The sequence below is a fragment of the Lysinibacillus sp. UBA6686 genome, assembly GCF_002455205.1.
GTDB classification, from domain to species: Bacteria; Bacillota; Bacilli; order Bacillales_A; family Planococcaceae; genus Lysinibacillus; species Lysinibacillus pakistanensis.
The window spans coordinates 1-14,217 of record NZ_DKJS01000047.1 but is presented as its reverse complement, the minus strand read 5'-3'; the positions used below and the strand labels follow the sequence as shown (position 1 = coordinate 14,217).

At 36.2% G+C, this 14,217-nt stretch carries 14 protein-coding genes and 1 riboswitch; of the genes, 5 read left to right on the top strand and 9 right to left on the bottom strand.

The window, feature by feature from the left end:
• Nucleotides 1-56: 56 nt before the first annotated feature.
• The 3 genes from B2R82_RS12905 to B2R82_RS12895 all read right to left on the bottom strand — a co-directional run bounded on the left by B2R82_RS12905 (nt 57) and on the right by B2R82_RS12895 (nt 3,576).
• Entirely contained in the window at nt 57-1,571 is a 1,515-nt protein-coding gene (locus tag B2R82_RS12905; protein WP_286925255.1) for a S41 family peptidase, read from the bottom strand.
• Between the two features lie 319 nt (nt 1,572-1,890).
• The gene (locus B2R82_RS12900; protein WP_286925254.1) at nt 1,891-2,625 is read right to left on the bottom strand and encodes a peptidoglycan recognition protein family protein; all 735 of its coding nucleotides are present in this window, start codon (nt 2,623-2,625) and stop codon (nt 1,891-1,893) included.
• A gap of 189 nt (nt 2,626-2,814) precedes the next feature.
• A complete protein-coding gene (locus tag B2R82_RS12895) occupies nt 2,815-3,576 on the bottom strand; it encodes a GNAT family N-acetyltransferase (RefSeq protein ID WP_286925253.1) in 762 nt (253 codons plus the stop codon).
• A gap of 208 nt (nt 3,577-3,784) precedes the next feature.
• On the opposite strand from B2R82_RS12895, the gene B2R82_RS12890 reads away from it, so the two are divergent.
• Nucleotides 3,785-4,051 carry a translation initiation factor 2 gene (locus B2R82_RS12890; RefSeq protein ID WP_286925252.1) on the top strand — a complete coding sequence of 89 codons (267 nt, stop codon included), beginning with the start codon at nt 3,785-3,787 and terminating at the stop codon, nt 4,049-4,051.
• Between the two features lie 20 nt (nt 4,052-4,071).
• On the opposite strand, the gene B2R82_RS12885 is transcribed toward B2R82_RS12890, so the two are convergent.
• From B2R82_RS12885 to fabZ, 6 genes are all read right to left on the bottom strand, one after another.
• A complete protein-coding gene (locus B2R82_RS12885; RefSeq protein WP_286925251.1) occupies nt 4,072-4,797 on the bottom strand; it encodes a polysaccharide deacetylase family protein in 726 nt (241 codons plus the stop codon).
• Nucleotides 4,798-5,031: 234 nt separating this feature from the next.
• On the bottom strand, nt 5,032-5,508 hold the full coding sequence (locus tag B2R82_RS12880) for a hydroxymyristoyl-ACP dehydratase (protein ID WP_283872644.1): 477 nt from the start codon (nt 5,506-5,508) through the stop codon (nt 5,032-5,034).
• A gap of 208 nt (nt 5,509-5,716) precedes the next feature.
• Nucleotides 5,717-6,640 (bottom strand): D-alanyl-D-alanine carboxypeptidase family protein, encoded by a 924-nt coding sequence (locus B2R82_RS12875; RefSeq protein WP_286925250.1) that lies wholly within the window; start codon nt 6,638-6,640, stop codon nt 5,717-5,719.
• Nucleotides 6,641-6,882: 242 nt separating this feature from the next.
• The gene (vanS, locus tag B2R82_RS12870; RefSeq protein ID WP_286925249.1) at nt 6,883-7,974 is read right to left on the bottom strand and encodes a vancomycin resistance histidine kinase VanS; all 1,092 of its coding nucleotides are present in this window, start codon (nt 7,972-7,974) and stop codon (nt 6,883-6,885) included.
• A gap of 25 nt (nt 7,975-7,999) precedes the next feature.
• Entirely contained in the window at nt 8,000-8,695 is a 696-nt protein-coding gene (gene vanR / locus B2R82_RS12865) for a VanR-ABDEGLN family response regulator transcription factor (RefSeq protein WP_286925276.1), read from the bottom strand.
• Nucleotides 8,696-8,871: 176 nt separating this feature from the next.
• Nucleotides 8,872-9,297: a 3-hydroxyacyl-ACP dehydratase FabZ gene (gene fabZ, locus B2R82_RS12860; RefSeq protein WP_286925248.1), complete on the bottom strand. Its 426-nt coding sequence runs from the start codon at nt 9,295-9,297 to the stop codon at nt 8,872-8,874.
• 497 nt (nt 9,298-9,794) lie between these two features.
• Nucleotides 9,795-9,980: riboswitch (cobalamin riboswitch) on the top strand.
• A gap of 202 nt (nt 9,981-10,182) precedes the next feature.
• Here fabZ and B2R82_RS12855 point away from each other — a divergent pair.
• Genes B2R82_RS12855 through B2R82_RS12840 form a run of 4 tightly spaced genes read left to right on the top strand, consistent with a single transcriptional unit; the run spans nt 10,183 to nt 14,176 of the window.
• Nucleotides 10,183-11,145 (top strand): ABC transporter substrate-binding protein, encoded by a 963-nt coding sequence (locus B2R82_RS12855; RefSeq protein WP_286925247.1) that lies wholly within the window; start codon nt 10,183-10,185, stop codon nt 11,143-11,145.
• Nucleotides 11,142-12,143 (top strand): FecCD family ABC transporter permease, encoded by a 1,002-nt coding sequence (locus B2R82_RS12850; RefSeq protein ID WP_286925246.1) that lies wholly within the window; start codon nt 11,142-11,144, stop codon nt 12,141-12,143. Before B2R82_RS12855 ends, B2R82_RS12850 begins: the two co-directional genes overlap by 4 nt.
• Nucleotides 12,140-13,597, top strand: a complete 1,458-nt coding sequence (locus B2R82_RS12845; RefSeq protein WP_286925245.1) for an adenosylcobinamide amidohydrolase — start codon at nt 12,140-12,142, stop codon at nt 13,595-13,597. The genes B2R82_RS12850 and B2R82_RS12845 overlap by 4 nt, the downstream gene beginning before the upstream one ends.
• A gap of 15 nt (nt 13,598-13,612) precedes the next feature.
• On the top strand, nt 13,613-14,176 hold the full coding sequence (locus tag B2R82_RS12840) for a cob(I)yrinic acid a,c-diamide adenosyltransferase (protein WP_054770258.1): 564 nt from the start codon (nt 13,613-13,615) through the stop codon (nt 14,174-14,176).
• Nucleotides 14,177-14,217 lie beyond the last annotated feature (41 nt).

Genomic DNA, 14,217 nt, shown 5'->3' with positions numbered 1-14,217 from the left:
CATAAAAAAAGCTGTCGCACAGATCGTTTATTACGATTGCTGCGACAGCTACTTCTTTAGTTTGTAGTTTCCTCATTTTTGGCTGGTGTTCCAGTAAGCAGTTCTTTTGCTTTTAATAATTGTGGATCATCTGCTTTTATTTTTGCACGTAATGCATCCATTAAAGCATACGTCGTATCCCCAGTTAAAATGCCCGTTTCTTCCAGTCCGCTTGTTTCTTGCAGTTTTTTCACTGCACGTTCTGTATACTGATCGAAACTACCATCTACTTTACCAGGCTCATATCCAAGAACCTCTAGCATCTCTTCTGCCGCTTTTACAGAGTCAGACTGTAAGCCCTCTTTCATTTCAAGAGCTGGATCAAGATATGGTAATGATGCATAGGACGGATATGGTACTTTGACATCTGGTTCAATCCCTTTTTCATTAATCCAGTTACCGTTTGGTGTTAACCATTTGCCTGTTGTAAATTTAAGATTTGAACCATCTTTTAGTGGTGTAACATTTTGTACAGTCCCCTTACCAAACGATGTCTCACCAACAACTTTAGCACCTACAGATTCCTTTAAAGCACCTGCTAATATTTCAGATGCTGATGCACTGCCACTATCGACAAGAACAGTTACAGGTAGATTGTATTTCTCACCTGCAATAGCATTTGTGATTTTTGGCTCCTCATCTTTTTGTTGTACTTGAACGATTGGTTTACCCTCCGGCACAAATAAATTAGAAATTTCTATTGCGGCCTCTAGATAACCACCAGGGTTTTGACGTAAATCTAAGACAATCCCCTTCATGCCTTTTCCTTTATACTCTACAAGCATTTTTTCAAGCTCTTTAGCCGTGTTTTGACTAAATGAAGTTATTTGGATATGTGCAATATTACCATCAAGCATCTCACCATATACGGTTTCAACTGGAATATCATCGCGAATAATTGTCATTTTAATAGGCTCTGTTTTATCGCCACGTTTTACGGTTATTTTCACAGGTGTCCCTTTTTCACCACGAATAAGGGCTACAGCCTCTGAAGCACTAAATCCTTGAATGCTTTTCCCATCTACCGTTAAAATTATATCTTTTGGTAGTAATCCTGCCTTTTCAGCTGGAGAATTTTTGATAGGTGACACAACTGTAATAAAACCATTACGCTCCTGAATTTCCGCACCAATTCCTTGGAAGCTAGAAGATAATCCAGAATTAAATTGATCTGCTTCTTCTTTTACCATAAAATCAGAATACGGATCATCCAACGCATCAAACATGCCGTTAATAGCACCATTGACTACTTTTTCATCATCAATATCTTTATAATAATTTTTTTTAAGTAAATCAAAGGCCTCATATAACTTTGAAAATTCCGCACGTTCAATCGGTACTTTTACTTCCACTACTTTCTTCTCGCCGAACGTTAACGCAAAAATAGTTAAGCCCGCAGTAATAAGGATTGTAAAGAACATCAGCATGATAAATCTAAACGGTTTTAATTGTATAAATCGCCCTGCAGGTTTTACCTCGTCCTGAGTTTGCTCTTGCTGCTGTTCTATACTATCTTTTTTCTGTTCATCCATCTTGATTGTCACCACTCTCATATACACTAACTTGTTGTCACACTATTACCATCTTAACAGGTTATAGAGAAGACGAAAAGAAAAAGACAGTCAAAATTCGTGACAGTTCTTAACTATTCCCCTATATCTTCAGCTACTTCCAATTATGTATAAACGTTTCTTCTGATTACCATATAGAGAAAGATGTCATAGAGGCTTTACCTAGACACCTCTCTCCTCTGCTAAGTTAAGGTATATAATGGTACTGCTTTTCTATTTTACTCGATTCTTAGAAGCAGTCAACTATATACACATAGAATATTAGAATTCAATTGCTTACTTAGGCATCTTTTATATACGTAACTTGCGCCAATTTTGCCGTTTTTATTTTATTTTCTGCATTTTTTACTGCAATCATTCCTGTAAAAGTTCCCGTTTTAATACGATACTTTGAACCATCCTGCTCAATGTAGACAAGCCAGCCAAAAGTGAATTTCATAACCTTTGAAGCACTTTCTGCTGCCTGAAACGTATTATAGGTTCCTGTTAAAATGCGATATTTTAATGTTTCAATAGGTGGATTTTGTGTAGTACTAGCTTTTTTAATCATCTCTATAAATTGAGACCAAGGTACTTTTCCAGCCCGTATATTCCGAGGACAATTTTTCCCGCTAAAAAAATGATGCTGCACAATATTTTCAATAGCTATATTTTCATCTTTTATAATTTTTGCAATAAGGGTAGCAGCATTTTGCACAGCTTTTACATAATCACCATCACTATTTACACATATTTCTACTTGGATTCCTTGATGATTGCCAATATACGTTCCTGCACCCCAACATTCCCAAAAATGTTCAAATGATTGAACAGCCTCTTGATCATCCACTTGCCAATGCCAACTAGCTTGCCTACTATTACCGTTTATTTGTAGACGTGCATGTGCATCTGCATCAGCTCCAATGTTTGTATTATCGGTTTCATGAACAACTATATATTTTTTTAAATTATTTTTGCCATTTGTCATTGTCAACGCTAGTGAAATGGGCACTAATTTTTGGCGTATGGTTACCAAGGATTTACCCTCCCTTCATTTTATTAGGCGTCGTTACAGAATCCCTATCATGATCGTCATCTATAATTACAGTTGCTTATAGAAATAAATATTAAATAAATGACGATTTAAAGCTATATTATGCACCTTTAGTAACTTGTATTGTGTTTTTATAAGCATTAATAACTATAGCAATTACACCTAAATATATTATCTAAGCTCTTTTAATTTCTTGACTACAGAATGAACAGTTAGTCTGTGAAATGTAACTAGCTGTCCCTTATAGATGACAGAAAAAATACCATAAGGCGTTGGCGATAATGTCATTATCTGCTCTCTATCACTTAAATCAATCACTGCCACAGGTAAATCCAATTGCATTGCCCCAGAAACGATATTTTCTGTGGCAACTTCAACATATGGACATTGGAAGGAACGCAAAATCGTTAACTGATTATATCTATTTAATCTCTCGTCCCAATCAGTTGGAAAATAAGGTTGCTCCAATTCTTGAGTAAATGAATAGACAAGTAATTCAAAACCATATGGAGCTTTATCCATACATTGAAAGTTATTTTTTAAAAAAATTTCTTTACTAGGCGTCCATGATGTCGTCGAATTTGTCACAACCACCACACCTTTTTTAGCTAGCCTCTTTGCATCTGTCAAACACTTTTGAATAAGTTGGGTTCCATAGCCTTGTCCCATTTCACTGACCCACAAGCAATGAATTACTAAATAGCCATTCGCAAAGACAACCCTTGAAGAATATTCTGCTGCTGTAAATTCAATAAAGCCAACTTGCTTATTATTTTTAAAAATCTGAACATACTTCAAGCCTTCGTCAAAGCGGTTTTGAAGCCATTTGTTCTTTTGTCTATAGCCCTTCGAATTCTTTTTACTTCTAAGACAATAGCTTCCCATACTCTCTAAAAGTTCATGATTTAATTCAATGAATTCAAGCTTAGTCACTCATCTAATCCCCCTTATGTTATTAATGGTAATTATACCTTTTCTAAACATTTGGAAGTAGAGAAATGCAACATAAAAACACCTCCACTATGAAACAGTTGGAGGTGAGGTACAGATTTTAATTTGGTTCGATTCCCTTTTTTGATGTGGTACGCATATGATGAAAGTAGTGACCATCTAACACAATTTGCTTAAAGGAGGCATAACAATGCAAAGAAATGATAATAATTCGAATCCATCGAATGACTCTTTGGACATTTATGCTGCAAAGCTGGCCTATATTGGCACATCCATATCGACATTAGGTGATGGTATTCAAACAATTGCCGCTGGTCTTGCATTACAGGCGTTACAAAAAAGCAACAATGATAGTTCCCAAAACAATAATGATCAGGCAAAGCAATCTGAAAATATGCAAAAGCAAATTGATTATTTAATTTCTGAATTAAAGCATATTAAAAGATCTTTAAGATGAAAACAAGGTTCCACTATGAATTACTTTGTCTGCTGTACTTCAAGTAACTCGGAAACCGTGACGAATCGATAACCCTGTTTTTCTAGCTCTGCCAAAATACTTTCCATTGCCTCTACAGTTTGCTTACGATTACCGCCTCCATCATGAAACAGGACAATATTACCTTGATTTACTCCTTTTAAAACAGTATTAACAATTCGGTTCGTACCTGGACTTTTCCAGTCTAATGTATCTAAATGCCAAGACCACATTACCACCTTATAGCCTTCTTTGGATATCGCTTCAATCATGGCATCTGAATATTGACCCTCTACAGGTCTAAATAAAGTAGGAGTAAAACCAGTAATTTTTTGTATAGTTTCATCTGTTTGCTTAATTTCCTTTAGCAGGTTTGGAACATTAGTCCTTAACGGATGTGTAAAAGTATGATTGGCAAGTTCATGACCTTCATTATACATTCTTGAAATAACTTCAGGATTTTTTTCTGCATTTTGACCAACTATAAAAAAAGTGGCTTTTGCTTTATATTTTGCCAAAATATCTAAAATCTGAGTGGTGTACTTCCGATGTGGTCCGTCATCAAAAGTAAGAGCCACAATTTTTTCATCCGTTTTAATTTCCCATACAATTTGACCTGCTTCTTCATAATACTTTCTTCCTTTATTTTCATAGGTACTAGCTTTGACATCATCAAAGGAAATCATTAACAGACAAATCGGTAATACGATTTGAAAAAATTTTTTCAAATTTTCACTTCCTCAAATAAAATTTTTCGTACCTTATTATTTGAGGTTTTTTAAAATAAATGCTTAATTTTTATCATTTTGTTCCGTATAAATCAAGCGCCTTTACATGATTATTTTTGAAGAAAGCGGGGAACTATGTTTTTTTAGCTTATAATTTGGAGGAAGTTCATAAAGCGGTAAATATTATCTATCCTTTGCTTCATTTTTTGGAATGGTTGGTGTCGACTGTAAAATTTATTTTTTATAAAAGCTTAAGTAATATTCAATTAATTTTATGACCGCATAAATTTTTTTGTATTCTTTTTCAATTTTAAATGAAATAAATAATATAGCTACATTAAAGCTTAAAATTGTTAGGGCAACTATTTGAAATAAAGAAATACCAACCATTAGCTTTACATTAATAGCACAGGCAATAATGGCGAATAACGATAACATCACACCACTTAATGTAATATAGATGGGTTTAGATCGAATAATTTCATCTGCTTGTACTTTTAACAGATCTAATAAATATCGAATTTCTTTAAGCTCATATTTCTGGTCGAAAATCACAAAATATGACATATAGACATCATTCGAAATATTCTCATTCAGTATATTTTTATGAATTTTAGTCACTAATTGATCGCAAAAATCTTTATTTAAAGCTTTCTCAGGTACAAATAATTCTTCTTTATTTTCTAATATATTCGTGCTGGGATGCTTCAAAACCCCCTCATCCTCTCATCGTGTTCTACCTGTTTTAATAATCGAATAGAGATTATTTATAGTCAGATCAATAGTTCGCTCAAATGTTCAGACACTTAAATTATATGAGGGATTGTCTATTGTATGCTATTTTCGACAAAATACCACTAATATTTTGTATAAATTCAATTAAAACCAGGACTACCTAAGTACCTGGTTCGATTTATGTTTAATATAATTTTTGATAAACAGCTAATGCGTCTGTAATATTGAACTGCTCTGAACGTGGATCACCTTCTGCACCAACCGTTACGAGCAAATATTCCTCCCCATTGATGGATGCTAGGCTTGCGAGGCAGAGACCAGCTTGCTCTGTATAACCTGTTTTTCCTCCAATAATCTTACCTTTCGTTACCTGATTGGTGTTTAAATAATTAAACAGCCTGCTTGTTAAAGTAATTCCTTCTGGATGGCGATTCGTTGATTTTATCGAATATCTTTCAGCTGTATAAACTTCCCTGAATATTGGATTTACGAGAGCAGACTGTAAGAGAATTGAAAGATCTTTCACCGTTGTATAATGGTCTGGGTGATGTAGCCCAGTAGCATTCATAAAGTGACTATTCGTCATTCCAAGCTGTTGAGCCTTTTCATTCATTAGCTGGGCAAACCCACTTTCTGAACCAGCAATAGATTCAGCTAAGCCAATAGATGCTTCAGCTCCTGATGGCAGCATCGCACCATAAAGCAAATCCTCTGCAGTTACTTCCTCATTAGGGAGAAAACCTGCCATAGAAGCATTTTCTTCGTATAAGTTGGTAAAAACACGGTTTTTAAGAATAATCTTTTCGTTTAAATCGGGTATATTTTCAAGTGCGACAAGGACAGTCATCAACTTCGTTAAAGAAGCTGGATATATGATTTCCTCACTATTTTTATCCAATAAAATAGTATGATCTTCTAAGCTCACTAATATGGCATTAGAGCTATATAAATCTATATTGAACATATCGTCACTTTTCTGTGGCATCTCTAGCTGAGGTGATTTAAATGGATCAAGGTTTGGCTGAAGTGGATGATCTTTGACAACCACAAAATAAATAAACACTAATAATAGTATAAGAAATATGCTAAAGAATCCCTTTCTTTTCAACAAAAACAACTCCTTCTTTTTATACCTGTTTCCCAATTAGAGACCTATTGCAAGATGTCAAAAAAAGCTAGAAGATCAACAGGATATCTCACTCACCAAGTACTTTCACAGGAAGTGAAGATTTTTGTGTATGTTCCTCAATCTAGTGAGGTTGAGGAAATTACCTCACTGACTGTAGTTTTATTGAAACATAAAAGAAAGAGCTCTTTTTTAATAATCTATTATAGAATTCTTAAGGTTTCTTAAGAAAATGATGGTAGGCTAACAGTAAACACTGTTTTTTCATCTGTGCTAATGGCAGATATTGTTCCTCCATGTGCTTGTACAATCTCATTGGCAATAGCAAGTCCCAAACCCGCTCCACCCGTTTGTGTAGACCTTGACGAGTCTAAACGATAAAACTTTTCAAAAATCATGGTTAATTTTTGAGGGGGAATGGCCTTTCCCTTGTTTGTAAATGAAATATGAATCTGGTCATTTTGTTTTTCTGCATGAATGTTAATAATGCTGTTCTCATCGCTATATGCTATCGCATTTTTAAAAATATTATTAAACACCCTAGCTAATTTATTGGCGTCAGCCAAAACCTTTATATCTTCCTTCACATCTACAATTGCTTGCTGCCCTTTAGGTGCCAATAATGGATAAAATTCATCTGCCAATTGCATCAACATATAATTTAAATTTATGGCTTCTTTATCTAATATAATGGATTGTAAATTAAATCTCGTAATTTCAAAAAACTCATTAATCAATTGTTCTAGCCTGTAGGATTTATCTAATGTAACCTTTACATATTTTTCTTTTTGCTCTAACGGCATATCCTTTGCCTCATCCAGCAAGCTAAGGTATCCCATAATCGATGTCAGTGGTGTCTTAATATCATGTGCCAAATATACCACAAGGTCGTTTTTTCGTTGTTCAGCCTCTTGTGCATCCTTTGCACGTTTTTCTAATGTATTTTTCACAACATTTAATTTCTTTTCCATAAATTCAAGCTCAGCTGGCAGTTGAATATCTTTATCAGATTCTGCTAAAAGGCTGTTGACACCTAAAGAAATATGATGAAAATACTTTGTAAAGCGTGAAAGAGCAAAATAAAAGATTACTAATAATAAAAGTATTAATCCAGTTGTTAACCAAAGCTGCTTATTTTGCTGAAATATAATCGAATAGGCTTTCTGAGCAGCATAAAAATCAAGTTGAAGAACATTTTCACAAAAATGAATAAACGCATCAGCGAATGGAGCCTGTAAAACACCATCAATCAATAGAGAGCTAATCCAATACCCACTTATTAATGCAAGGACGAGGATAAGAAGTATTTGAAGCATTATTTTCCTTTTTAGTTTTCCGAAATCATTTTTCAATGGTGTACCCCACTCCCCAAACAGTTTTTATAAATTTTGGGTTTTCTGCAGAATCATTCATTTTTTCTCGTAAATGTCTGATATGGACCATTACCGTATTATTACTGCTAAAATATTTTTCTCCCCAGACTTTTTGAAATAGTTCCTCGGAAGAAACGACACGTCCCCTATTGATACATAAAAACCATAGGATTGAAAATTCTGTAGGTGTAAGTGACAATTGTTTTTCATGCAACATACATTTCCGTGTGTTTTGATCTAATAAAAGCCCAGAAAAATCAATAATCATATCATTCTGCAAAGCTTCCTGCTGGTTGTACCTTGTAAATCTCCTGATTTGAGCCTTCACTCGAGCTATTAGCTCCAATGGTCGAAATGGCTTCGTGATATAATCATCAGCCCCTAAAGTTAGACCTGTTATTTTATCAATTTCCTCATCCTTGGCTGTTAGCATAATCACTGGAAAATGATAATATTCTCTAATTCTTCTGCAAATTTCAAAGCCATCTATGTCAGGCATCATCACATCTAGAATAGCGAGATCTAATTTTTTTGTCTGAATACAAGTTAGTGCCTCCTTGGCATCATAAAATGTAAAGACATTAAAGCCTTCATTTTTTAAATAAAGCTCTATTAAGTCGGCAATTTCCTTTTCGTCATCTATGACAAGAATATTAATTGTTATTTTCATCTCCCCCTTAAAGTTGCGAACATTGCTTTTAATGTAACAATCATAATACCATTCCGGTAATCAAGCTGCCATGTAAAGCCTGAGATTTAAGAAATTCTAAAGAATTTACGCAGCAAAAAACCACTTCTCTAAATAGACGAAGCGGTTTCAAATGTATTTTGTTTTTTTCATTAGCTACCAAAGGCAAAAATAAGCTCTGTTTCACACACTAACTCTCCATCAACAGTAGCTATTCCACGCCCTTTTCCAATAGCCCCTTTTAAGCGTGTAATTTCTACCTCAAGACGAAGCTGGTCACCCGGTTTTACTTGTTTCTTAAAACGACATTGATCAATACCAGCTAGTAACCCGAGTCTCCCTTCATTTCCTTCCTTTGTAAGCATAATAATGGCACTAACTTGTGCTAATGCTTCCACAATTAGGACTCCTGGCATTACAGGATAATTAGGAAAATGCCCATTAAAAAACTCTTCATTTATCGTAACATTCTTAATCGCTACTGCTCTCTTACCTTCTTCTAACTCCAAAACACGATCCACTAAAAGAAAGGGATAGCGATGTCTAATAGCTGCTTGTATTTGCTGAATGTCCAGCATATTAACACCTCCAACTGAATTATCATCTAATTCTATCACTAATTATTAATAGTTGGTACTATTTTAAAATTTAAAGATAAAAAAATCACACTCCAAAAAAATGTGATTTTAGATAAACTTAATTTATGTACCCGATGATTGACCAAAACCATCTCCTAATTTAATGGAATGCAACTGTCCGCTAGTTGCCCAATTGTCACGCTCATATTCCTCAAATATAACTGTTACCCATTCTTCTTTAACATTTAACTTCTTTCAACATAGTCTACCACCCTTTATAGGTAGTGAGATGAATGCGAATTTAAGCTACTTTTCAGAGGGTGTCCTAACACCCGCTGAAAGAAGTTAAAGCCTCCGGCGGATGTCACGGAATCGAAAAGGAGTTCTTTGTGTAAGCACAAAGCCGATTCCGAACGCAATTATGCCGAAGCATAATTGATTAAAGGAGAAGTCGTCTAGATGGTAGGCGACTTTTTTTGTTTTCATGTATAATAAAATCAACTGAATATTATAAAGGTTCTTTACTTACTGTAAAGTGAAAAGGGAAATCGGTGATATTCCGATGCGGTCCCGCCACTGTATGTGCTAGTTTTTTCAATGTACGCCACTGAAAGTTTTTCGGGAAGGCTTGAAAAATTGTATGGAGCACGAGCCAGGAGACCTGCCTTTATAGAGACACGTTACAACCTACGAGGATAGGGTGGTGGATTTTGCGTATTTTTGTGCATTATTACCCCTCATTTTGGATGAGGGGTATTTGTTTTGTATGGAAGATGTCGATAAATTTGAAAAAATGGGCGATAAATTTATAAAGTCCATCGATTACTAATCTATCAGCAAAATAATTTGGAAAAATTTACGCATTTATATACTAGGAGGATTCATATGAAGAAATTTTGGAAATTAGGACTTTCCGCATTTTTAGCAATTGGCTTACTTACTGCTTGTGGAGAAGGAGCAAAAAATGAAAAGCCAGCATCTTCTGAGCAGCAAGAAACAACACAAGTAGACAAAGCAACATTCCCTATGACGATAACAGATGCTGTTGGCAAGGAGATTACGCTGGAGTCACCTCCGGAAAAAATAGTTTCTCTTATTCCAAGTAATACAGAGATTTTATTTGCTCTTGGCTTAAACAATGAAATTGTGGGTGTTACCGATAATGATGATTATCCTGCAGAGGCAACTGAAAAACAAAAAGTTGGTGGTATGGAATATAATATTGAGCAAATTATTGCCTTACAACCAGATATCGTGTTTGCTCATGCTTCGAGTATGACATTTTCTGCAGGGGCCATTGAACAGCTTGAATCTGCCGGTTTAAAGGTTTTTGTGGTAACAAATGCGAAGGACTTTAATGAAATTTACACAACAATTGAACAGCTAGGTCGTGCAACTGGGAAATTACCTGAGGCCAAGAAAATAATTAAAGATATGAAGACAAAAGTGGAAGAGGTTCTAGCAAAAATTAAGGATGTGAAGCCAAAGAAAGTTTTTGTAGAAGCATCTGATGAGCCACATATATTTACAGCTGGTAAAGATACATTTATGAATGAAATGTTAAATATGATTCATGCCGAAAATGTTGCAGCAGATACAGCAGATTGGTATGAAATCAGTTCCGAACAAATTATTGCAAAAAATCCAGATGTCATCGTGGTGACATATCATTATGTACCTGATATTTTAACAAAGCTACCACAGCGTGCTGGCTTTGACACAATTAATGCAGTAAAAAATAAAGCCATTGTTCAGGTAGATGAGAATACAACAAGTCGTCAAGGACCACGTTTAGGAGAGGGTCTTGAAGAGTTAGCGAAAGCGATCTACCCAGAGGCGTTTAAGTGAGTAAAATAGTCACAGCCTATGTAACAGCGATTACGCTTCTTATCATTGGCATCTGGTGTGGCGTAGCTATAGGCTCTGTTCATATTCCGCTAGAAGTATTGTGGAATAAAGCAGCTGATGAAACGGCTGCCAATATTTTTTGGAAAATACGTCTGCCGCGAGTTCTCCTAGCAGGGCTTGTGGGAGCTTCACTGGCCATTGCAGGAGCTGCCTTTCAGGGCCTGCTAAAAAATCCTTTAGCAGATCCCTATACATTAGGTGTTTCTTCTGGTGCATCAGTTGGTGCAGTAATGACGATATTCTTTGGTCTTTCAATTCCAGTAGTTGGTCTCTATACATTGCCAACCTTTAGTATGCTTGGGGCAATATTAACAATGGTAGCAGTCATGAGCTTTGCAAGAGTAGTAGATCGTTCTCTGAAAATGGAAACGTTAATTTTAACAGGAGTCATCTTTAGTTCATTTTTAGGCTCACTTATTTCTCTAATGATTGCTCTATCAGGCGAGGAGCTGCGGCAAGTGATGGGGTGGCTACTTGGTTCTGTATCAATGCGAGGCTGGCCTTTTGTGCAAATGATTATCCCATTTGTTGTTGTAGGTTCATTGATGCTATGGACACAAAGAAGGGAATTAAATGTGCTGTTATATGGGGAGGAACGAGCAAAACACTTAGGTGTTAATGTGAAACGAAGTAAGTATTTAATTTTAGTAGGTGGATCCATGCTGACAGGAGCAGCAGTGGCTGTTTCGGGAACAATTGGATTCGTTGGATTAGTCGTACCGCATATGACAAGGATGATTTGGGGCTCAGACCACCGTCATTTATTACCATTGTCCTTTTTAAATGGTGCGACATTACTTATTATATGTGATTTAATTGCACGAACAATTATTATGCCGAGGGAGCTACCAATTGGTGTTATTACTGCATTTATTGGGGCACCTGTCTTTTCCTATATTTTTTATAAGCAGCGCAGAGGTAAGGGGGTACGGGCATGATCGTTGTTGAACATCTATCAGGTGGCTATGATGGCATACCAATCGTCAAAGATATTAGTTTTTCAGTAAAAAAGGGGAAAATATTAGGGATATTAGGTCCAAATGGTAGCGGAAAATCCACACTATTAAAAGTGATTAGTGGCATATTACCAGCAACGGCAGGTACTATAAAAGTAGATGGCAAAAATATTAGTTCTTACAATGCTCGTGCTTTGGCAAAAAAAATGGCCGTTCTTCCACAATTACATGCGAATGCCTTTTCAAACAGTGTGCGAGACGCAGTATCTCTTGGACGCTATCCACATCAATCGGGTTTTTTCTCCAGCTGGTCAGATTTCGATGAACAAGCAGTCCAACACGCAATGGCCCAAACAGATGTGACACGCTACGAGCAGACACCCATGGAATTCTTATCAGGTGGTGAGCAGCAACGAGTTTTTGTTGCCCAGGCTTTAGCGCAGACAGCAGAAATATTATTGCTGGATGAACCGACCAATCATTTAGATATTGCACATCAGCGGCAAATTTTAGATATGGTGCGGAAAGAAGCAATTGAATGCGGATTAACCATTATTATGGTGTTACATGATATGAATTTAGCTTCTCTTTATTGTGACGAATTATTATTAATGGAATCAGGGCAAATGCGTGCATTTGGGGTACCCCATGAAGTATTGATGGCTTCACAAATTGAAGAGGTCTATCAGGCAAGGGTAGCGACCTATGCACATCCTGAAATTCCGAAGCCACAAATAACGATGATGCCTGCATCGGGTGAGCATCTGCAACGTGCATATATTAACAAAGATAATTTTAAGGTTACTGAACATTATATTCAGTTACAATCAGAGTTCCCTTTAAAAACAGTGTCTTCTGCCGTCCATAACCCAGGGATTGGCTGGTATGATTGCCTCTTAAATCGCTCAGTTCCAGGGGATTATGTCATAAATGATGTCAAGCGAGAGGTTGCAGCATTTTTACAAAAGGAAAGTTTTTCCTCAACGAGTACAGTTGTTATGCTAACAGCAGTTCCATCAAGGCTAGTAGCAATTAATGAATATGCAGCATCCTTTGGCAGTGTGCTTGTTGCTGTTACTGCTGGTGTTGGCAATGCTGTAGATGTTTCTCGTGTACATGAACGACAGATTGAACCATATATTGGTACTATAAATACATGGGTTATTATCAATGGTAGTCTGTCAGAAGAAGCATTTTTCCAAGCAATGATGACAGCAAATGAAGCAAAAACGAAGGCATTACAGTCAGAAGATGTTCGCGATGAACTAAGTGGAACCATTGCAACAGGTACTGCTACAGATAGTTTGCTGATTGCTGCAACACAAAAAGGTGAGGAAATGCAGTATGGAGGCCCTATTACAGAGGTGGGGAAGATCATTGGTAAGGGTGTTTTTGCGACAACTGTGCAAGCCATTAAAAATTATAAAAATGGATGATAGGAGATGAGAGAGATGAAGCTTTATACGAAAACAGGGGATACAGGCAAAACAAGTCTTATTGGTGGACGTGTTGACAAGGATAGCCTACGAGTGGAAACTTACGGAGCTATTGATGAATTAAATTCATTTATTGGGAAGGCTGTAAGTGAATTAGATCGGGAGCTTTTTAAGGATATTTTGATTGATTTAGAAACGATTCAGCATGAGCTTTTTGATGCAGGTGGGGACCTAGCAAATGTTATGAAGGAGCGTCATTATAAGCTTACGGAGCAACCAATTGAAGTGTTGGAATCTCGAATTGATGCTTTATCAGATGAAGCACCACCTTTACAGCGTTTTATTTTACCAGGAGGTGCCCCAGCAGCTGCAACCTTACACATTGCCCGTACAGTTGCACGTCGAGCAGAACGCCAAATGGTAACTCTCATGAAGGAAATTCAGGATGTACCAACAATTGTCCAAAAATATTTAAACCGACTATCAGATTATTTATTTGCCGCTGCACGAGTTGTGAACTGTAGAATGAAGGTTTCTGATATTGAATATATTCGAAGCGGTAATGTTTTTAAAAAGTAATATCTTTGTAAAGAAAAAGGTAAGCCCGTATTCAAATAACG